This window comes from Rhodococcus sp. Eu-32 (assembly GCF_003336925.1).
Taxonomy (GTDB): domain Bacteria; phylum Actinomycetota; class Actinomycetes; order Mycobacteriales; family Mycobacteriaceae; genus Rhodococcoides; species Rhodococcoides kyotonensis_B.
The window spans coordinates 213,266-232,579 of the sequence record NZ_QGNK01000004.1 but is presented as its reverse complement, the minus strand read 5'-3'; the positions used below and the strand labels follow the sequence as shown (position 1 = coordinate 232,579).

Annotated in this window: 19 protein-coding genes; 16 read left to right on the top strand and 3 right to left on the bottom strand. The window is 64.4% G+C overall.

Annotation, left to right across the window (positions count from 1 at the left end; translation table 11 throughout):
• The first annotated feature begins 6 nt into the window (after nucleotides 1–6).
• Genes DK926_RS07290 through DK926_RS07275 form a run of 4 tightly spaced genes read left to right on the top strand, consistent with a single transcriptional unit; the run spans nucleotide 7 to nucleotide 3,323 of the window.
• On the top strand, nucleotides 7–453 hold the full coding sequence (locus tag DK926_RS07290; RefSeq protein ID WP_114329850.1) for an XRE family transcriptional regulator: 447 nt from the start codon (nucleotides 7–9) through the stop codon (nucleotides 451–453).
• Nucleotides 450–941, top strand: coding sequence for a hypothetical protein (locus DK926_RS07285; RefSeq protein ID WP_114329849.1), 492 nt, complete (start codon nucleotides 450–452; stop codon nucleotides 939–941). Before DK926_RS07290 ends, DK926_RS07285 begins: the two co-directional genes overlap by 4 nt.
• Before the next feature lie 13 nt (nucleotides 942–954).
• Entirely contained in the window at nucleotides 955–1,965 is a 1,011-nt protein-coding gene (locus tag DK926_RS26615; RefSeq protein ID WP_165839531.1) for a hypothetical protein, read from the top strand.
• The gene (locus DK926_RS07275) at nucleotides 1,962–3,323 is read left to right on the top strand and encodes an NAD(P)/FAD-dependent oxidoreductase (protein WP_165839530.1); all 1,362 of its coding nucleotides are present in this window, start codon (nucleotides 1,962–1,964) and stop codon (nucleotides 3,321–3,323) included. Before DK926_RS26615 ends, DK926_RS07275 begins: the two co-directional genes overlap by 4 nt.
• Here the strand turns inward: DK926_RS07275 and DK926_RS07270 are convergent.
• Nucleotides 3,317–4,675 (bottom strand): MmgE/PrpD family protein, encoded by a 1,359-nt coding sequence (locus DK926_RS07270; protein WP_114329846.1) that lies wholly within the window; start codon nucleotides 4,673–4,675, stop codon nucleotides 3,317–3,319. The two genes, DK926_RS07275 and DK926_RS07270, sit on opposite strands and share 7 nt — an antisense overlap.
• Nucleotides 4,676–4,838: 163 nt before the next feature.
• On the opposite strand from DK926_RS07270, the gene DK926_RS07265 reads away from it, so the two are divergent.
• Both DK926_RS07265 and DK926_RS07260 read left to right on the top strand, forming a co-directional pair.
• Nucleotides 4,839–5,651, top strand: coding sequence for a cyclase family protein (locus DK926_RS07265; RefSeq protein ID WP_114329845.1), 813 nt, complete (start codon nucleotides 4,839–4,841; stop codon nucleotides 5,649–5,651).
• Nucleotides 5,648–7,060, top strand: a complete 1,413-nt coding sequence (locus DK926_RS07260; RefSeq protein ID WP_114329844.1) for an MmgE/PrpD family protein — start codon at nucleotides 5,648–5,650, stop codon at nucleotides 7,058–7,060. The genes DK926_RS07265 and DK926_RS07260 overlap by 4 nt, the downstream gene beginning before the upstream one ends.
• Nucleotides 7,061–7,111: 51 nt before the next feature.
• Here the strand turns inward: DK926_RS07260 and DK926_RS07255 are convergent, their stop codons facing one another.
• Together DK926_RS07255 and DK926_RS07250 are read right to left on the bottom strand one after the other, a co-directional pair.
• Complete coding sequence (locus DK926_RS07255; protein WP_114329843.1) at nucleotides 7,112–7,951, bottom strand: CoA ester lyase; 840 nt, start codon at nucleotides 7,949–7,951, stop codon at nucleotides 7,112–7,114.
• A complete protein-coding gene (locus DK926_RS07250) occupies nucleotides 7,948–8,748 on the bottom strand; it encodes an IclR family transcriptional regulator (protein ID WP_243636694.1) in 801 nt (266 codons plus the stop codon). Before DK926_RS07250 ends, DK926_RS07255 begins: the two co-directional genes overlap by 4 nt.
• 251 nt (nucleotides 8,749–8,999) lie before the next feature.
• Here DK926_RS07250 and DK926_RS07245 point away from each other — a divergent pair, with 251 nt between their 5' ends.
• From DK926_RS07245 to thiD, 10 genes are all read left to right on the top strand, one after another.
• On the top strand, nucleotides 9,000–10,220 hold the full coding sequence (locus tag DK926_RS07245) for an ABC transporter substrate-binding protein (protein WP_114329914.1): 1,221 nt from the start codon (nucleotides 9,000–9,002) through the stop codon (nucleotides 10,218–10,220).
• Nucleotides 10,217–11,209, top strand: coding sequence for a branched-chain amino acid ABC transporter permease (locus DK926_RS07240; RefSeq protein WP_084424067.1), 993 nt, complete (start codon nucleotides 10,217–10,219; stop codon nucleotides 11,207–11,209). Before DK926_RS07245 ends, DK926_RS07240 begins: the two co-directional genes overlap by 4 nt.
• Entirely contained in the window at nucleotides 11,206–12,249 is a 1,044-nt protein-coding gene (locus tag DK926_RS07235; RefSeq protein ID WP_068431696.1) for a branched-chain amino acid ABC transporter permease, read from the top strand. The genes DK926_RS07240 and DK926_RS07235 overlap by 4 nt, the downstream gene beginning before the upstream one ends.
• On the top strand, nucleotides 12,246–12,968 hold the full coding sequence (locus DK926_RS07230) for an ABC transporter ATP-binding protein (RefSeq protein WP_068432065.1): 723 nt from the start codon (nucleotides 12,246–12,248) through the stop codon (nucleotides 12,966–12,968). Before DK926_RS07235 ends, DK926_RS07230 begins: the two co-directional genes overlap by 4 nt.
• Complete coding sequence (locus DK926_RS07225) at nucleotides 12,965–13,669, top strand: ABC transporter ATP-binding protein (protein ID WP_207890766.1); 705 nt, start codon at nucleotides 12,965–12,967, stop codon at nucleotides 13,667–13,669. Before DK926_RS07230 ends, DK926_RS07225 begins: the two co-directional genes overlap by 4 nt.
• 11 nt (nucleotides 13,670–13,680) lie before the next feature.
• A complete protein-coding gene (locus DK926_RS07220) occupies nucleotides 13,681–14,313 on the top strand; it encodes a hydantoin racemase (RefSeq protein ID WP_114329840.1) in 633 nt (210 codons plus the stop codon).
• Nucleotides 14,310–15,665, top strand: a complete 1,356-nt coding sequence (locus DK926_RS07215; RefSeq protein ID WP_114329839.1) for an FAD-binding protein — start codon at nucleotides 14,310–14,312, stop codon at nucleotides 15,663–15,665. Before DK926_RS07220 ends, DK926_RS07215 begins: the two co-directional genes overlap by 4 nt.
• A gap of 28 nt (nucleotides 15,666–15,693) precedes the next feature.
• Nucleotides 15,694–17,157, top strand: coding sequence for a dihydroorotase family protein (locus DK926_RS07210; RefSeq protein WP_068431688.1), 1,464 nt, complete (start codon nucleotides 15,694–15,696; stop codon nucleotides 17,155–17,157).
• On the top strand, nucleotides 17,154–18,344 hold the full coding sequence (locus DK926_RS07205) for a CoA transferase (RefSeq protein WP_114329838.1): 1,191 nt from the start codon (nucleotides 17,154–17,156) through the stop codon (nucleotides 18,342–18,344). The genes DK926_RS07210 and DK926_RS07205 overlap by 4 nt, the downstream gene beginning before the upstream one ends.
• 171 nt (nucleotides 18,345–18,515) lie before the next feature.
• A complete protein-coding gene (gene thiD / locus DK926_RS07200; RefSeq protein WP_114329837.1) occupies nucleotides 18,516–19,307 on the top strand; it encodes a bifunctional hydroxymethylpyrimidine kinase/phosphomethylpyrimidine kinase in 792 nt (263 codons plus the stop codon).
• Nucleotides 19,308–19,314: the final 7 nt, after the last annotated feature.

Sequence of the window (19,314 nt, the reverse complement as noted above, 5' to 3'; positions counted from 1 at the left end):
GGCCACATGAGTACGAACTCGGATGCGAACGGAGACAGTTTCGCCGCCCGCCTCGACCATCTCTTCCGTACATTGCCCTCGGCGTCCGGAGGTCGGTGGTCGGTGTCCGAAATCGCGCGTCGCAGCACCGATTTCGGTTATCCGATTTCCGAGGCGTATCTCTACCAACTTCGCAGCGGCGTCAAGGAGAATCCGTCGTTGCGTCATACCGAGGGCCTGGCACGTGCGTTCGGTGTGGACATCAGGTTCTTCACCGACCGTGACGTGTACGAGCGGGGTGTCCGGGAAATCGACTATCTGCGGCTGCAGTCGAGTCCCGGAATACACGCCGCGGCGCACCGTATGGTCGATCTGTCCGAGACGCGTCTGTCCGAAGTGATCGATTTCATCCGATTCATGCGTATCAAGGAGGGGTTGCCCGCGGATCCGGGGGAGGGGGACGAGCAGCGATGAAGCGTCTGCGTCGGCAGCGACTGCTCCGCGGAATGTCGGTTCCGGATCCGTTCTCGATCGATCGCTTGTGCGACGAGGTCACCGACGTGACCGGACGTCCATTGCGAGTCGAGTCAGCAGCGCTGCCGTACGGCGTCGCCGGTGCGTTGTTTCGTTCCGAGACAAGCGATGTCATCGTCCACGATCAGGCCTTGCCGCGGCTCGCGCGATTGAACACGATCCTGCACGAGGTCGGACACGTGATTCTCGGGCACGACAGCGCTCGTGGCGACGACGTCGAACCGATCGAGTTCTCGGTCCTGATGCCCGACGCAGTGGCTAACTTTCGATGCTCGGCGCGTCGTACAGATTTCACGACCGGTCCCGAGCGTGATGCCGAGTTGTTCGCACGAGCGACGCTGCGGCGCATTCTCGAGTCGAACACGGAAGTGACCGCGGCGGGCCGCCTGTGGGCTTCGCTCACTCACCCGGTGCGCACGCACTGGTGAGGGAGCGTATGCGATGACGGTCGTAGCGCTCTTCGTCGTGTCCGCCCTGTGTTACGCCGCACTCGGTGTGGCGTTCGTGTCGTGGGCAGCGAGGCACGGTTCGTCGCGACTGCCGGGTCTTGCCCTGCTGTTCGGTGCAGCGTCGTCGATCTTCGATTCGTACGCAATGGACATGCCGACAGGACCGTGGACGGCCCTTCCCCGAGTGTCGGCCGACGTCTGCACGTTGGCCACGTGTGCTCTTCTGCTGCAGTGGCGGTTGGTCGTCTCGGGTGAGAAAGGCGGGCGCGTGCGTGTGCTGTGGATCTCGTACGTCGCGCTTGCGACGTTCGCAGCTGCGATGTCGCTCGTCGCCGACGCGTCGGGAAGGCCCATCGTGGTGCTCGGAGCCCCGAGTGGATCGGTGGTCGAGGCGGCGTACTGGACCGCGATCGGTCCGGCATTCGCGTTCGGATTCGGCGCGGGCGCAATGCTTCTCGGTCCTCGACTACTGTCTTCCGGTAGCCGAATGCTCTGGTGGTCCGCGGTGCTGGTCAGTGCTGGGAGCTGTGCCGCGGTCGCGTACGGCATCTGGCGTCCGCTGTCGCACTGGTCCTCGGTGATCGGAGTGGGCCGTTCACCGCAGGGCACGACCGACGTGGTTGCACTGGCGTTGCTGATCGTATTTGCGACGTCCGGCCTGGCAGGCCTGGTGGTGCTCGGCGTCGGGGGATGGCTGTACCGGCGCCGGCGCTACCGCGACACGGTCGACATGCTCGGTCGCCTGCATGCGTTCCTCGTCGGGCTCTACCCGGAAATCGACGGTCCGTTACCCAACCGGGGTTCAGCGCACCGATGTACGAAATTGTTGGTCGAGATCGAGGACGGGCTCGCGATCTTGGGGCGGCGCGAACCCGGCGTTGCAGCTGCGCTCGACCTGTACTTCGTCGACTCGGACGGCGACGAGTCCGCCGAACTGACGTACGTCGCACGAGAAGCAGCCAGGCGTTTCAACCGACGATTCACGGGGGTGAGTGCATCATGAACGACAGCCGAGTTCTTGTCATCGGTGCTGGGGTATCCGGTCTGACGTGCGCGTATCGGCTGCAGCAGGCCGGCATCGACGCGTTGGTGCTCGAGGCTTCCGACCGGGTCGGAGGTCGTACTCGCACCGTCCGTTCGCCCGACGGCGTCCTGCTGGAAGGGGGTGGGCAATGGTTCGGTCCGGGACAGAATGCCGTTCTGCAGTTGATCGACGAACTCGGTCTGGAGACCACGCCGACCTACACTCACGGACGCACTGTCTTTCGTCTGCGCGGACGTACGTCCACGAGCCGTGTCGGGGTCCCGTTCGAATGGCCGCTCGTCACGCTCGACCTTTCGATCGCGATCACGAGGCTGCAGATGCTGGCAGCCCGGGTGAACAGGGAACGGCCGTGGACGTCGGCGCGAGCTGCAGGCCTTGACCGGACGACGTTCGACGAATGGTTGACCGAGCACACGCGGACCGTTGCAGCGAGGCACATTTTCGATGCAGTCTCCGCGTTGACGCTGGGCGGCGATCCGCGCGACCTGTCGCTTCTCGGTGTGCTGCAACACATTCGCAGCGCAGGAGGTCTGCTTCGCTTGATCGGGGTGCGTGGGGGTGCCCAGGACCGACGCCTTATCACCGGCGCTCAATCCATTTCGACGTCGCTCGCCGACCGGATGCCCGGTCGTGTCTTGCTCGAGACGCCCGCGAAGCAGATCGAATGGGACGCGAACACCGCGACGGTACGGGCAGCAGGGCACGAATTTCGAGCGTCGGCGGTCGTCGTGGCGATGTGCCCCATCGACCGTGGACACATCGACATGGTGCCCGAACTGCCGCCCATCGAGCGGGACCGAATTGCGCTCAGTGCGCAGTACTCCGGCATCAAGGTGCACGCCGTCTATCCGACGCCGTTCTGGCGTGCGCGCGGGTTCAACGGCCAAGCGGTGTCCGACGTCGGTCCGGCACCGGTGGTGTTCGACAACTCACCCGCCGACGATCGAGTGGGCGTGCTGTCGGCCTTCGTCGCTGGGACGGTGTCCGATCATCCCGCGTCGCCGACGATCGAGCAGATACAGGACCCGGATGTGCGACGCGTCGGCGTCCTCGAATGTTTCGCCGAGCTCTTCGGCGACGAGGCGCGACACCCCACCTACTTCACCGAAGTCGATTGGCGCGCAGAACCTTACATCGAAGGATGCATCCCGAGCGTCGCGCCGGGCGTTCTGACCGCCACCCACGGGCATTCGCACGGAACCGGCAGGCTCGTGTGGGCCGGGACCGAGCAGTCCGACGTGTGGAACGGGTACATCGACGGTGCAGTGCGGGCGGGGGAGAGGGCCGCAGCACACGCACGGCAGTTGCTTCACTGAATGTCGGACAACAGCGCCACGACGTCGCGGGATTCGGGGATTCGTTCGACGACGCGTGCCAGACGATCCGCATCGGTGCCGATCAGCCTGGTGATCTTGCGGTGAATGTCGTCGTAGGTCATCGGAAGATGGTCGACGTCGCCGACAGGGTTGGGCGTCGACGCGCTGATTTCCTCCCCGTCGCGGAGAGTCACCGTCACCTCGGCAGCTCTGAGGTGTGGCAGGAGCGCGTCGAGCTCGTCGGACGTGGTGACCTCCACTCGACTGCTGAACCGTTCCGCGTCGGGAAACACCGAACCGCCCGGGTCGAGTGCATCGGCGTCGATGTCGTCGGTGACGAAGGCAGCGGACACGACGAAAGGGAGGGAGAACATAGCTCCGAGCCGAGTGGTCGGGTGTCGGCGAAACAGAGGCTCCGCAAGTGAATGTGTCTGCACGCGAACCTTTTCGACATCATCGGCGGTCCAGGTTGCACCGGCTTTGATACTCTGCACCGAATCGATCGCGGCGTGCGTGTAGGAGCAACTGGCGTGACGCTTGGCGTAGCCGTGAAGCAGCAGCCAACGGTCGCCGAGATCGGCCGTCAGCACATCGAGATCGAGGCTTCCGACGATGTCGCCGAGGCTATGGGCAACTGCACCGGAATTGCGCACGAGCCCTGCGCTCGACAGACGGGCCGCGTCGAGTCCGGCTCGGACGGCGCCTGCTATCCACAGATTCCGGCTGAAGTTTCCGTCCAGCACGACGCCCCACGGGGCAACGTGGACCAGTGCCGATGCCGAATCGATCGCGCCTGCCACGCACTCGGCGTCCGCGCCCCAGATGGACGCGGCAGCTGCAGCTGCTCCCGTCGCACCCCAGTGACCGTGGGTATGCCACCTGGGGTCGCGGGTCAGTGCGTGGCCGAACCGGGCCGCAACCTCGTACCCGCCGACGACTGCAGCAAGAAACGCCCGCCCGTCGACGGGAGTGTCGGACAGTCTCGCCGCAGCGACGGCCGCCGGGACGACATGCGCGGCCGGGTGCCCTGCGGCGTACTTGTTGCCTTCGTCGAGTTCGAGACAGCAGGACGCGATGGCGTCCAATTCGGCCGCGGTCGCCGCGGTGGTACCGATGGTCGTTCCGAGCGGAAAGACCGAACCCGCTTCGGAGCGCCAGGCCGACGACAACGCGCGTAGCTCGGCCGTGCGCGCTCCTGCGATCGTGACGCCGAACAGATCGAGAAGGATCGAGCGTGCGCGATCGGCGAGTGGCGTCGGCAGGGCCTCGTCTCGAAGTTCGCAGACGGTTCGTGCGAGCGACGCGACGCGGGCGGTGTGTTCCTCTGAGCGGAACGATCTGTGCTCCGGCATGCGTCGCACAGTAGAGACCGCAGCGTGGTTGGTCAACGGGTCACGCCAGGAATGCCTGCAATGATAGTGTGACTCACACCGCAGCCTCGCTTGTCAGATCGTTTCTTTCAGCGGAACGGCACAACTCGGTACAGCATCGCGAAGCAGACGAAGGAGACGTGCAATGTCCGATCAACTCCTCCAGGCCGTGCAGGCCGGGGTGCAGTTCGTCGACCTGGGTAGACAGTTGCGGGTGGGTATGCCGCAGTCGCCCAATCACCCGCAGTTCTGGCACACCTTGCCCAGACGGCACGGCGACATGACGCGGTCGGACGGCGGCAGCGCGGCGAACGACATGATCACCACCGGAACGCACGTCGGCACCCACATCGACGCCCTGGCTCACGTGTCGCACGACGGCAAGCTGCACGGCGGCGCCGACGCGGGGCAGTCCTGCCTGGGCGGCAAGTACGTCGAACACGGTGTGCACACGATCTCGCCGATGATTCGACGCGGTGTATTGCTGGACATCCCCGGGCTTCTCGGCGTCGAACGATGCGACGGCGGATACGAGATCACCGTCGCCGATCTCGACGCGGCATGCGAGGCCGAAGGAGTCGAGATCGCCGAGGGTGACGTCGTACTGATCCGCAGCGGATGGGGCCAGTTGTTCTCCGAAGGTCAGGCGTATGTCGGCGGCCCCTCGGGCGTTCCGGGCGTCAGCGAGGCGGGCGCACGATGGCTGTCGCAGAAGAAGGTGCACGCAGCCGGCGCGGACACCATCGCGTTCGAACGATTGGCGCCCGGTGGTGGGCACGCACTTCTACCCGCGCATCGAGTCCTGTTGGTGGAGAGCGGGATATACATCATCGAAGCACTGGACCTCGAGGAACTGGCAGCGCAGAAGATGTACGAGTTCACCTTTCTGCTCGTTCCGTTGAACATCTTCGGCGCCACCGGGTCGCCCGTTCGCCCCTTGGCGGTGAAGTCGGCATGACCGAACCGACATTGGCGCAGCATCTTGCGCGCTTTGCCGTCGATACGACGTTCGACACCTTGCCGGCCGACGTCGTCGCGAGTGTCGGAATGCGTATCCTCGACACACTCGGAATCGCAATCGCTGCAACCGAACTCGACACCAGCCGCGCTGCGATCGCGTGGGCTGCCGAGCAGGGAGGTGCGGCGACGGCGTATGCGGTCGGTGTCGAAGAGGCGCTTCCAGCACCGTTGGCAGCGTTCGTCAACGGCGTGCTGGCGCACTCTCTCGATTTCGACGACACCCACCTTCCTTCGATTCTGCATCCGAGCGCGAGCGTCGTGCCCGCGGCGCTCGCGGCGGCGCAGCAGCATGGGGCAGATGGCAGGGCTCTGGTGGGCGGCATCGCCATCGGGCTCGAAGTCTGTGTCCGGTTGGGCATGGCCGGCTTCGATCCGGAGACGAAGAACTCGGTCTTCTTCGAACACGGCCAGCATGCGACGTCGATCTGCGGGGCGATGGGAGGAGCCGTCGCGGCCGCGGTGATCGGTGGCGCATCGGAAGGTCGAATTGTCGATGCACTCGGTATCACTGCATCGATGGCGTCGGGAATCATCGAAGCGAACCGTACGGGCGGCACGGTGAAACGATTGCACTGCGGCTGGGCGGCGCACTCCGCAGTGTCGGCGGCCGGACTTGCGCGACATGGCATCACAGGCCCTCCGACCGTCCTCGAGGGCCGGTTCGGGTTCTACCAGGCGTGGCTCCACGAGGCTCCCCGCGCGTCCGAGATCGTCGACGGTTTGGGCGCGCAGTGGGCTGTGCCAGGTATCTTCTTCAAGCCCTACCCGGCGAACCATTTCACGCATGCCGCAGTGGACGCGGGTGCAGCGCTCCGTGAACGCGGTATCACTGCTGACGACATCGACAAACTGGTGCTCGGTGTTCCTGCCGCCAATCTGCGGACGATCGGCGAACCCATCGAGGTCAAGCGAGCTCCGGAAACCGGCTACATGGCGCAGTTCAGCGGACCGTACGCGGTGGCGGTCGGGCTGTTCGGCGGTGGTGGTCTCGGTGCGGCGCTGGAAGACTATTCCGACGACTTGGCCCGGTCGACGGACCGTCGAGCGCTGATGGCCAAGGTGGACGTCGTTCCCGACGAGCGGTGCGACGCGATCTTCCCGCATCAGTTCCCGGCGGTACTCACGGCAACGTTGACCGATGGGTCGACTGTTGTGGAGGAGGTACTCACGACGCGCGGGGGGCCGGAACGTCCGTTGTCCTTCGACGAAGTGTCGGCCAAGTTCAGAGCGAACGCGGGCGCGTTGCTCACCGACGATCGAGTCGACGAGTTGGCCGAACGATGCCACGCAGTGGCCACTCTGAGTGACGTCGGGGAACTGCTGGCCCCTCTGACGAAGCTTCGCTAGAGCCGAGTGCCGGTGATGTGAACGACGGGTTCGTTCACATCACCGGCGGGCCTATACGCGGGCCAGGATCTCCCTGGCCCCGCGCACGACAGCTTCGTCGACGAATCGGCCGTTGTCGTCCACTGTGGGTCCGCCGTCTGCGAGGCGATACAGCTCGAGCAGGCGATGGGCGCGGGTGACATCCTCGTCGGACGGGGTAAGAGCGTCGTTGATGATCGGAATCTGCCTGGGGTGCAGCGCAGTACGGCCACGGAACCCCATCTCCACGAAACGGGTAGTCGTAGCGGCGAACCCATCGAGATCGCGGAAATCCGTCGAGGTCGGCGCGATCGGTGCAGCCAGACCGGCAGCGGCGCAGTCGATCACGACCTGTAGTCGCAGTGCATCGATCACGCCGGTCGTGTCGGCGGTCCGGGTGATGCGGAGATCCGCAAGCAGATCGACCTCGCCTATGCCGAAGGTCCGAACCCGTTGGAACTTCGCCATTCCATCGATGGAGCGCAGCGATGCGGCTGTCTCGATGAGTCCGATCAGTCCCAGCGGGCGCAATCCGCGGGCCGTCTCGAGGTCGTCGAGCAACGTTTCGGCCCGGGCCAGAGCGTCGACGGAGCATTTCGCAATCATGACGCCGTCGACTCCCGCGCTCGCGGCGACATCGAGGTCCTCGTGGAGAAACTCAGGAGTGACACGAACCCACACCTCGGTGCGCGTGGCGATGCGTCCGGCGAGCCAGGCCCGCACATCCCGGCGAGCCGCGTCCTTGAGGCCGAGGGGAACCGCGTCCTCCAGATCGACGATGATCGCGTCAGCGTCGCCGGCGGCCGCTTTGTCGAAGAGTTCGGGCTTCACTGCGGGGACATAGAGAAAAGAACGTGGAACGGCTCTGTTCATCGGGCAGTCCGCGATTCGAGCATCTGGGTGATCTGTTGCGCCGCGGCGATCACCAAACGTGCATGAGCAGTGTGTTCCTCGTCGGCAGACGCCGAGTAGCGAAATGCGGGGCCCGACGAGCTCACCGATCCCAGTACGTGTGCGGCCCCGTCGAAGAACGGCGCGGCTATCGATGCGGCACCGGTCTTCCGTTCGTTGATCGAGGTTGCGTATCCGTCGTCGCGAATTCGTGCGAGACGCGCGTGGAAGGCCTCCACGTCGACATCATGTGTGGCGCCCTGTAATTCCCGCACGGCATCCACTGCGAAATGCTCCGGCAGAAAAGCGAGGATCGCCAGACTCGATGCCCCCGAATGCAGCGGGAATTGGGGACCGATCTCGATCACCATCTTCACTTCCTGCGGACTCTCGTACTGGTCGAGATAGACGCGGCGATGGCCGACGAGGGCGGACAGCGTTGCAGTCTCACGCGTCTCCGCTCGTAGTCTTCGCAGGACCGGCGCGGCGATCGATCGAACGTCGAGTTGGCTCCATGCCTTCGTGCCCAGACCGATCGCTGCGGGCCCGAGCGAATACGTCGATTCACCCGCCATCGGTTGCACGATCGACCGAGACGCCAGGGACTGCAGTATCCGGTGCACAACGGCTTTGCTGAGCTGCAGGCGACGGGCTATCTCGGTGACACCGAGTGCGCGATCGGACTGCGCGAACGCAAGAAGAACGTCTGCGACGCGATCTGCCGATTCGGTGCCCGTCGACGTCTCGACCGGGGGTCTCGATTTGGGCGGCGTGACCATATGGGTCATCCTTCCTGATGTGGGCGGGACTTCGTAGTCGACCGTCTCGAGATGACCATACCGTTCCGCTGGGCGAACCACCTGGTTTACAAGAAAGTCACGAAACGACCTGTTGCATCCACGTGTCCCGTGTCATACTCGTCGTCAGAAGGAATGTTCTTCATTCAACTGGTGCGCTCAGCGGAACGCTAGGAGCGTCGAAAAGAATGATTCGACTCGGTGCCAAGTGGGCGCGAAAGGCAGACTCGACAATGAAGAAGCTCGTAGGCGTGCTGACGGCCGCCGTGGTGATGAGCGCGGCAGCATGCGGCTCGTCCTCCGGTGGCGACGACTCGGGGGCGATCAAGATCGGATCGGTGCACCCCACTACCGGCGCACTCGCCGGTGTCGGTGGTTTGATGAACGACGGTGCCGCTCTTGCTGTTGCGGACATCAACGCTGCGGGCGGCATCGCAGCCCTCGACGGCCGACAGCTCGAACTCGTATCCGGTGACAGCCAGGGCAAGGCCGAGGTCGGTCAGAGTGAGGCGCAGCGTCTCATCGACGACGGTGCAGTCGCATTGATCGGGACGTACCAGAGCGACGTCACGCAGAATGTCGCGTCGGTGGCCGAGCGGTCTCGCGTGCCCTTCGTCATCGACGTCGCTGTCGACGACAAGATTCTCGATCAGGGATACCAGTACACCTTCCGTATCCAGCCGAACGCGTCGAGCATGGGAACCGACGGCGCACGGGCGTTGGCTGCCATCGAGAGTCAGACCGGTCAGCCCATCGACAAGGTGTCCTATCTCCACATCGAAGGTTCGTTCGGAGACAGCGTCTTCGACGCGTTCGAGGCCGAGGCGGCAGCCCAAGGTATCTCGTCGGTGCAGGAAATCACCTATCCTGCAACGAATTTCTCCGATGCGACCACCCAGGTTCGCGAAGCTGCGGTGAGCAACCCCGACGTCATCGTCGCAACTGGCTACTACCCGGATTCGCTGCTGATCGCGCGCGCAGTCGACCAGCTCGGCCTGAATGTCAAAGGCCTGTACGGAATTGCCAACGGCGGATTCGACGACAGTTCGTTCCCGGAAGACGCAGGAGCTGCGGGACAAGGCGTGCTGAGCGCCAACTACCACTACGACGCGACGAGCGAGCGCACCAATGACATCCGTGCCCGCTTCGAGCAGCAGTTCGGCCGCCCGATGGAAACGGCAGCGATGTTGTCCTACCAGGCAGTCGAGGTCATCGCAGAAGGCCTGAACAGCGGCGCCGACAGCGATCCGGAAGCTCTGCGCGAAGCCATTGCCGGAGTGTCGATCGACGATCCGCTGTTGGCGTTCGCCGGTCCCATCGAGTTCGACGAGACCGGGCAGAACAAGAACGCGACCGTCATCGTGACCCAGGTTCGCGATGGCTCTGTTCTGCAGGTGTTCCCCGAGGAATTCGCAACCGACGCACTCCAATTCCCCGCCGGAGCCGGACAGTGACCGCTGCGTCCCAGGCGGTGTCCACGACAAAAGGCCTCCGTGGCATCTCGGGACGTAGCCCGGGGGTTGCGGTAGCAGGCGCGATCGTCGTCATCATGGCCGTCATCTACTCGGTCGGCGGCAAGGACCAAGGACTGGTCACCCAATCCGTCGTGTCGGGACTGCTGTTGGGTGGCGTGTACGCCCTGATCTCGGTCGGTCTGACTCTGATCTTCGGTGTGCTCGGAATCGTCAATTTCGCTCAAGGCGCCATGTTGACCATGGCCATGTACGTCGTCTACGCGCTGTCGACCGCAGGATTGCCCGTCTACCTCGCGACGATCATCGCGGTACCTCTGATGTTCGTGTTCGGCATGATCGTTCAGGCGGCATTGCTGACCAAGCTCACGGTCAGCGGGAGCCACGACGGTCCGCTGCTCGTCACCCTCGGCTTGTCGTTGCTGATCATCAACGTCCTGCTCATGATCTTCGGCGGTCGGCCGCAGTCGGTCCAGGCGCCGGTCGACGGTTCGCTGTCCGTTCTGGGCGCCGTCGCGTCGTGGCCCCGCGTGATCGCATTCGTCGGCGCCGCTCTCGTCGCGTTCGCGTTGACTGCCGTGCTGAGGCGCACGCCGCTCGGCTTGTCGATTCGTGCAGTGGCGTCGAATTCGGAGGGCGCGAAGCTTGTCGGAGTCGACATCGGACGCGTCTACGCGCTCACCTTCGGTATCGGTGCGGCGTGCGTGGCGGTGGCCGGGGGACTGATGACCCCGTTCACCAGCCTCACGCCCTCGGTGGGTGAGCAATTCACGATCCTTGCGTTCGTCATCGTCGTTCTCGGTGGCCTCGGAAGCGTCGTCGGCGCCGTGGTCGGTGGTCTGGTGATCGGACTCGTGCAGACGGTCGGCGCGCTGTACCTACCTGGCACCGGCTCGCTCATTCTCGTGTTCGCTGTGTTCATTCTCGTTCTGTTTCTCAAGCCCGAAGGACTGTACGGAGCTCGCCGATGACCGCAACCGTGACAGCACCGACACCGGTGTCCGAGGATTCGAGACTGAAGGACACGTGGCTGCGCCGCCAACTGCTCACGCTCGCAGTGGTATTCGTTCTCGTCGCGCTTCTTCCTCTCGCACTGGGCGAACAAGCGCAGACAGTCGCTGTGCGCACGCTGATCTTCGGCATCATGGCGGTCGCTTGGAACATCATGAGTGGTTTCGGCGGCATGTTCAGCTTCGGTCACGCCGCGTTCTTCGGAATCGGGGCGTACACCGGCGCCTACCTTCTCGTCGATCACGGCATCTCGCCGTGGATTTCCATGGTGTTGGCGGCGATCATCGCAGCGACCGTCGGCACACTGTTGGCCTATCTGTGCCTCCGATATCGGCTCGCTGGATCGTATTTCGCGTTGGCGACCTTCGCTTTCGCGCAGATGTTCTTGCTCCTGGTGCAGAATTTGGAGGTCTTTCACAAGACCGAGGGCTTCAACGTGCCTATCCTGCCGCGCGATTCGTGGTGGATGCTGCAGTTCGAGAAAGGCAGCCCCAATTACATCTGGATTCCGCTCGTGATTCTGACCCTGGCGGTGCTCGGAACGATCTTCTACGTGCGTTCTCGGCCTGGACAATTCGTCCAGGCGGTGCGTGACGACGCAACAGCTGCAGCATCTCTGGGCATCGACACCATGAAGTACCGATTGATCGCAGTGGCTGCGAGTTGTGCACTCACGGCTGTGGCCGGCGTGTATTACACCCAGTACTACTTCTTCGTCGGGCCGGAGCAGGCATTCGGTTCGGCTGTGTCGGTCGAGGCCATCGTCCCGGCCGTCATCGGTGGAATCGGAACCATCTGGGGCCCCGTCCTCGGGGCGGCCGTCATCGGACCGCTGTCCGAGGTGATCAACGATTTCATGCGGAACCCACCTGCCTTTCTCGACTTCCTCGGAGGCACGATCGGTCTCGACGTCGCGACCTACTCGATCATCCTGATTCTCATCGTCATCTTCCTTCCGAAGGGAATCTTCGGCACGATCCGTGAGAGGTGGTTCCGGTGAGCCTGTTGAGCATCGAGGGACTGAGCAAATCGTTCTCGGGTATTCACGCGGTGCGTGATGTGACGCTCGACGTGGCCGAACACGAATTCCTCGGAATCATCGGACCGAACGGCGCGGGCAAGACGACACTGTTCTCGCTGCTGTCCGGCGAGCAGCGTCCCACTGAGGGCCGCGTGATCTTCGACGGCACCGACATCACCGGGTGGTCCGCCGACAAGATCGCGCGTCATGGCCTCGTGCGCACCTTTCAGCTGATGCGTCCGTTCGAGTCGATGTCGGTACTCGAGAACGTCACCATCGCGGCGCTCACCAAACGTCGCTCGCGGAAGGACGCTCGCGCGCACGCACTCGAGGTGCTCGACCGCGTTCAGCTGTCGGATCAGGTGGGAGGCAAGGTGTCGACGATGTCGACAGCAGGCCTCAAGCGTCTGGAACTTGCGCGCGCATTGGCGATGGAACCGCGTGTCGTTCTGCTCGACGAGGTGCTCGCGGGACTTGTTCCCGCAGAACGCGCACCGATGATCGATCTGCTGCGAACCCTGCACGGTCAAGGGCAGACAGTTCTGTTCGTCGAGCACATCATGGCGGCAGTGATGGCGCTGTCCGAAAGATTGGTCGTCATGCACGAAGGCGCGGTGCTCCTGTCCGGGGAACCGCGGACGGTCATCGAGGACAGTCGTGTCATCGAGGCCTATCTCGGCGAGGAGGCACCCGCATGATGTTGGAGATCGACGACCTGCACGCCGGCTATCGACGGCTCGAGATCCTGCACGGACTGACGATGTCCATCGCACGCAACGAAATCGTCTCGTTGATCGGCGCGAACGGCGCTGGCAAGACGACGACACTGCGTGCGCTGTCCGGGCTGGTTTCGCCCAGTGGTGGACGAATCCTGTTGGACGGTAATCCGATTCAAGGAATGCGTGCGGACCGCATCGTCCGGGAAGGTTTGGTGCACGTCGCGCAGGACCGCGCGCTGTTCGGCAGCCTCCCCGTGTTCGAGAATCTCGAGATGGGTGCCTACACGCAGAAGCGCAGCTCTGTGAAGGAATCCTTGGACCAGGTGTTCGATCTGTTTCCGATTCTCGCGGAGCGACGGGGGCAGCGGGCGGACACGATGTCGGGCGGGCAGCAGCAGATGCTCGCGATCGGACGAGCGATGATGGCGCGGCCGCGCGTGCTCACCCTCGACGAACCGTCCGTCGGTCTTGCACCCAAACTGGCGGCGCAGGTCCTCGAGGCCATCGTGCGCATCCGTGACACCGGCGTCACCGTTCTGATCGTGGAACAGAACGCGGCTCAGGCTCTGGAAATCTCCGACCGCGCCTACGTCATCGAAAGCGGTTCCATCGTGCTGACGGGCAGCGGGACCGAGCTTGCCCACGACGACCGCGTCAAAGCGGCATATCTCGGTATTTAGGAGTTCTGTACATGCATCTTCTGGCTTTCACGCCGATCGACGTCGACGCAGCCGAACTGCGTCGCCGTCAGGAACGGTACGACCACCTGGCGCCGACGTCGGTCACCGTCGAGCTGCGCAACATCGGTTCGGTTGCACCGTCGGCGCTGAACACCGAAGCCGACATCAGGGCGTCGGAAGACGTTCTGACAGAGGCGTTCCGCGCAGTCGATCCGACGGGATTCGACGGGTTCCTTCCCGACTGCGTTCTCGATCCGTGTGCCGAGCAAGCGGAGGACTTCGCTGTGCCGCTCTACGGCTTGTCGCGTCTGACCGCCTCGTTCTACGCGTCTCAGGGACAGCGCCTCGGTGCGCTGGCCCGAAACGCGGCGATCGCCGCCGAGCTCGACCGGCGACTGGCGTTCTACCGCCTGGACGCGGATCCGACCCAGGTACTCGGCTTGGACGTCCACGACATCGCGGATACGGCCGCGTGGGGTGACGCGGTCATCGAGCACGCACGCGGGCTGACCTGCTCGGTGGCGATCAACGCGTGTTCGGCCGTCGAACTCGTCGACCCTCCGCGGCAGCCGCTCGTCGTGGACCCGACGGCGACCGCATTGCGTCTTCTGGGGCTGAGCTCGGAACTCGAGTCGGTCGCATGAGCGAGAACGGACCCGACCTCGTCGTGGCCGGTGCCGGCGGCGGTCTGGTCGCCGCTCTGCGCGCGGCCGAGCGTGGCTTGGATGTTCTGGTCGTCGAAGCGAGCGAACACTTCAAGCGCGGCAACAACACTGCGATGTCGACGGCGATGATCCCGGGTGCAGGCTCGCGTTGGCAACGCGATGCGGGAATCGGCGACACGCCGCAGAATTTCGTCGACGACGTGATGCGGAAGACGAAGGGCACCGCCGACGAGCGACTGACTGCAGCACTGGCCGACGTCAGCGCCCCCTTGGTCGAGTGGCTCGCCGACCATCTACGCATTCCGCTCGAGCTGGTCACCGACTTCGCCTATCCAGGACATTCGAGCTTCCGGTGCCACACGGTGGAGGGGAGGCACGGCAGCATTCTGCTCGACTACCTCGTCCGTGCAGCGAACGCCGAGCCGCGCATCGACATACTCGTGCCTGCGCGGCTCACGGACATTTCCATCGACGTCGACGGCGCGGTGAACGGAGCCAACGTGACCCTTCCCGACGGCACGACGGAATCGATTCCCACGCGAGCAGTTCTGTTGGCCACCAACGGATACGGCGCGAACACCGACATGGTGTCCGAGCACATTCCGGAAATCTCGGCGGCTCGGTACCACGGCAGTGAGTACTCGGCCGGTGATGCGCTGACCATCGGTGCACGCCTCGGCGCGAAATCGAAATACCTCGACGCCTACCAGGGACATGCGGCGTTGTCGAAGAAGGCGAAGACGCTCGTCGGGTGGGCAACCGTGATGCACGGCGGTATCGTTCTCGATCTCGACGGGCGCCGCTTCGGCGACGAGACCACGGGCTACTCCGAGTATGCGGCTCGTCTCGCAGCGCAACGTGAATCCGAGGGCTGGATCGTCATCGACCGCCCCATCTACGACAAGTGTCTGGCGTTCACCGACTTTCGTCAGACCGTGGAGTCCGGCGCGGCGACGTGGGCCGACAGCTCGGCCGAACTCGCCGACGCAACCGGCTTGCCGCGCGATGCCGTCGAACAGGAACTGGCGGCGGTGCGGGGGTACGCGCGCGGAGAAGGGCGGGATCCGTTCGGGCGCACATCGTTCGAGCACGTCCTGGGTGCGCCGTACGCAGCCATCAAGATCGTGCCTGCGCTGTTCCATACGCAAGGTGGGCTCGTGGTCGACGAACACGCACGAGTGCTGCGTGCCGACGACCGGCCGATCGACGGTCTGTTCGCGTCCGGTGGCGCGGCGATCGGCATCTCAGGCCAGGGAGCAGCCGGGTACCTGGCGGGCAACGGACTGCTCCCGGCGCTCGGGCTCGCCTATCTCGCGGCTAGTTTCATCTGATTTTCTCCCATTTCGAAAGGATCTCTCCATGTCCACGTTGATCACCAATGCACGCGTCGTACGCCCGGGCGCGGATGCTCCCGAGGACGGCGAATTCCTCGATCTGCTGATCGAAGACGGCAAGTTCACCCGAATCGAAGCGAACATTCCGGCCGACGCAGCCGACACCGTCATCGATGCGGCGGGGAAGGTGGCATTCCCCGGTGTCGTGGACGCGCACCAGCACTGGGGCATCTACAACTCCCTCGGTGACGATGCCGAAACCGAGTCACGCGCCTGCGTGCAGGGTGGCGTCACGACGTCGCTGTCCTACATGCGCACCGGTCAGTACTACATGAACACGGGTGGTTCCTACGCCGATGTGTTCCCGACGGTACTCGAGGCAACCGAGGGCAGGCCCTACGTCGACTACGCGTACCACCTTGCGCCCATGTCCAAGGAACACATCACCGAAATCCCCTCGCTCATCACCGATCACGGTGTGACGTCGTTCAAGATCTTCATGTTCTACGGCAGCCACGGGCTGCACGGGCGTTCGAGCGACCAGAGCGAATTCCTCATGACGCCGGAAGGGGAGCGCTACGACCTGGCGCACTTCGAGTTCGTCATGCGTGGCATCCAGGCCGCCCGGGAACAGCTGGGCGACAAAGCAGATCACATCTCGCTGTCCCTGCACTGCGAGACGGCCGAGATCATGAGTGCATACACGAAGATCGTCGAAGAAGAAGGCACCCTGCAGGGTCTGGCCGCCTACAGTGCGTCACGTCCGCCGCACTCGGAGGGACTCGCGGTCACGATCGCGTCCTTCCTCGCCGACGAGACCCAGCTTCCCAACATCAATCTGCTGCACCTGTCGTCGCGCAAGGCTTTGACTGCCGCGATGAGGATGGCAAAGGCGTTCCCGCACGTGAACTTCCGTCGTGAGGTCACGATCGGACACCTTCTGGCCGACATCGACACCGCGTACGGTCTCGGTGGGAAGGTCAACCCGCCGCTGCGCCCACGCGAGGACGTCGAGGCGTTGTGGGAGCACCTCATCGCAGGCGACATCGACTGGGTCGTCAGTGACCACGCGTGCTGCAAGGACGAGAAGAAGTTCGCCGAGGATCGTGGAGACATCTTCGCCGCGAAGTCAGGATTCGGCGGCGCCGAATACCTGCTGCCCGGCCTGGTCAGCGAGGGCCGCAAACGAGGCTTGAGCTGGCGACGCATCGCGGAGTTGACGTCGCTCAACCCTGCGTCGCGCTACGGACTTCCTGGCAAGGGCGACATCGCGATCGGTATGGATGCGGACATCGCGCTCGTCGACCCCGACCACACCTGGACGGTGCGTCCCGAAGACTCGGAATCGACGCAGGAGTACACGCCGTTCGAGGGCTTCGAACTGGGAGCCAAGGTCACCGACACATTCGTCCGCGGACAGCGCGTCCTCGCCGACGGTGCCGTGTCCGGTGCGCCCGCCGGCCGCTACCTGCACCGTCCGTACAAGTGACCGGGCCGCTCGAGGGCATCAAGGTCCTCGACATCTCGACGATCCTCGCCGGTCCGCTCGTCGCTCAGATCCTCGGTGACTTCGGTGCCGACGTCATCAAGATCGAACATCCGACCCGGCCCGACGGTATGCGTGGGCACGGGTTGGACAAGGACGGGCATCCGCTCTGGTGGACGATGATCAGTCGCAACAAGCGGACGATGACTTTGAACCTCGGAAGCGAGCAAGGCGCCGAGATCTTCGAATCGCTCGCAGCCGAGGCGGACGTCGTCGTCGAGAACTTCCGGCCGGGAACGCTCGAGCGTTGGGGACTCGGCTACGACGTGCTCTCCGAGAAGAACCCCGGTCTAATCCTGTTGCGCGTCACAGGTTTCGGGCAAACCGGCCCGTACTCGACGCGGCCGGCCTTCGGAACCCTCGTCGAGTCGATGAGCGGATTCGCGCATCTGACCGGGGCCGCGGACGGCCCACCGACGTTGCCTGCCTTCGGTCTGGCGGACTCGCTGGCGGGCATCGCCGGCTCGTCGGCGGTGTCGATGGCACTCCTGCATCGGACGAACAACGGCGGCAAGGGTCAGGTCATCGACCTGGATCTGCTGAGCCCCATCATGGCTGCAGTGGGGCCGGGCATCATCTATGCGGACCAGTTGGGGATCGACCAGGAGCGAACGGGCAACCGTTCGAGCAACAATGCACCGCGAAACCTGTACAAGACGTCCGACGGCCATTGGTTGGCGATATCGACGAGCGCGAACTCGATTGCCGAGCGTGTGCTGACGTTGGTGGGTCATGCCGAAGTGATCGACGAACCGTGGTTCGCGACGGGCCGTCAGCGTGCGGCTCATGCCGATCTGCTCGACGAGTATGTGGGCGGATGGATCGGAGAGCGCACGCGCGAGGAAGTGGTGGCGGAGTTCGAGAAGGCGGGCGCTGCCGTCGCCCCGGTCTACAAGCCGAGCGAGTTGCTCGACGATCCGCAGGTCAACGCGATCGAGATGGTGACCACCGTCGAGGACGACGATCTCGGCCCGGTCCGGATGCAGAACGTGATGTGGCGGATGGGCGATTCGCCCGGAAGTATCCGGCACACCGGGCGAGCCCACGGGGAGGACACCAACGCGGTGCTCGCCGAATTGGGTTGTGACGCCGACTCGATCGAGGAGTTGCACAAGTCCGGCGTCGTGTGACGCGGCCCCGCCCCACGTGCGCGGGAATGTATAGCCCGCTATACATTCCCGCGCACGAGGGCGGAGCCCCTTCGTCGGTGAACATCTGCTGTTGCCATACTGAACTTTCGGGGTCCCGCGGCTCGAGCGAGGGGTCGCAGGGAACGAAAGCGCAGTAGAGGAGCGGAACGAATGTCGACACTGTCGTATGTCATCGCCGGCTCGGAGGCGACCGGAGGAGCAGGTCTGCAGGCAGACCTCAAGACCTTCGAGCGCCTCGGGGTCTACGGTGTCGGAACCGTCACCTGCATCGTGTCGTTCGACCCGAAAGCCGGCTGGGGCCACCGGTTCGTTCCGATCGACGGCTCGGTCATCGCCGACCAGATCGAGGCCGCGACGTCGGCTCACGACCTCGACGTCGTGAAGATCGGCATGCTCGGCACGCCCGAGACCGTGGCGACCGTCGCGAATTCGCTCGAGAAGCAGAGCTGGCGTCACGTCGTCGTCGACCCTGTCCTGATCTGCAAGGGTCAGGAACCGGGCGCCGCACTCGACACCGACAACGCACTGCGGGCCGAGATCCTGCCGCTGGCGACCGTGGTCACCCCGAACCTGTTCGAGGCGCAGACTCTCTCCGGCATGGACACGATCGAATCCGTCGACGACCTGGCCGAGGCGGCCCGTCGCATCGCCGATCTCGGCCCGCAGTACGTCGTCGTCAAGGGTGGCGCGGGACTGCCCGGCGACGAAGCCGTCGACGTGCTGTTCGACGGTCAGGACGTGACGGTGTTGCGCGCACCGAAGATCGGCAACGAACGAGTGTCCGGTGCCGGATGCATCTTCGCCGCGGCCATCACCGCCGAACTGTCGAAGGGCACACCCGTCGGCGACGCCGTGCAGACCGCCAAGGATTTCGCCCACGCCGGCATCGTCGGCCGTATCACGACGAATGCGCCGTTCGCCGCCGTCGGCTGGCAGGGCTGACTGCGGG

What these genes read in the sequence shown, in the direction of transcription:
- DK926_RS07290 (WP_114329850.1), top strand. Translation starts at nt 7, where the DNA reads ATGAGTACGAACTCGGATGCGAACGGAGACAGTTTCGCCGCCCGCCTC.
- DK926_RS07285 (WP_114329849.1), top strand. Translation starts at nt 450, where the DNA reads ATGAAGCGTCTGCGTCGGCAGCGACTGCTCCGCGGAATGTCGGTTCCG.
- DK926_RS26615 (WP_165839531.1), top strand. Translation starts at nt 955, where the DNA reads ATGACGGTCGTAGCGCTCTTCGTCGTGTCCGCCCTGTGTTACGCCGCA.
- DK926_RS07275 (WP_165839530.1), top strand. Translation starts at nt 1,962, where the DNA reads ATGAACGACAGCCGAGTTCTTGTCATCGGTGCTGGGGTATCCGGTCTG.
- DK926_RS07270 (WP_114329846.1), bottom strand. Translation starts at nt 4,675, where the DNA reads ATGCCGGAGCACAGATCGTTCCGCTCAGAGGAACACACCGCCCGCGTC.
- DK926_RS07265 (WP_114329845.1), top strand. Translation starts at nt 4,839, where the DNA reads ATGTCCGATCAACTCCTCCAGGCCGTGCAGGCCGGGGTGCAGTTCGTC.
- DK926_RS07260 (WP_114329844.1), top strand. Translation starts at nt 5,648, where the DNA reads ATGACCGAACCGACATTGGCGCAGCATCTTGCGCGCTTTGCCGTCGAT.
- DK926_RS07255 (WP_114329843.1), bottom strand. Translation starts at nt 7,951, where the DNA reads ATGAACAGAGCCGTTCCACGTTCTTTTCTCTATGTCCCCGCAGTGAAG.
- DK926_RS07250 (WP_243636694.1), bottom strand. Translation starts at nt 8,748, where the DNA reads ATGGTCACGCCGCCCAAATCGAGACCCCCGGTCGAGACGTCGACGGGC.
- DK926_RS07245 (WP_114329914.1), top strand. Translation starts at nt 9,000, where the DNA reads ATGAAGAAGCTCGTAGGCGTGCTGACGGCCGCCGTGGTGATGAGCGCG.
- DK926_RS07235 (WP_068431696.1), top strand. Translation starts at nt 11,206, where the DNA reads ATGACCGCAACCGTGACAGCACCGACACCGGTGTCCGAGGATTCGAGA.
- DK926_RS07225 (WP_207890766.1), top strand. Translation starts at nt 12,965, where the DNA reads ATGATGTTGGAGATCGACGACCTGCACGCCGGCTATCGACGGCTCGAG.
- DK926_RS07220 (WP_114329840.1), top strand. Translation starts at nt 13,681, where the DNA reads ATGCATCTTCTGGCTTTCACGCCGATCGACGTCGACGCAGCCGAACTG.
- DK926_RS07215 (WP_114329839.1), top strand. Translation starts at nt 14,310, where the DNA reads ATGAGCGAGAACGGACCCGACCTCGTCGTGGCCGGTGCCGGCGGCGGT.
- DK926_RS07210 (WP_068431688.1), top strand. Translation starts at nt 15,694, where the DNA reads ATGTCCACGTTGATCACCAATGCACGCGTCGTACGCCCGGGCGCGGAT.
- thiD (WP_114329837.1), top strand. Translation starts at nt 18,516, where the DNA reads ATGTCGACACTGTCGTATGTCATCGCCGGCTCGGAGGCGACCGGAGGA.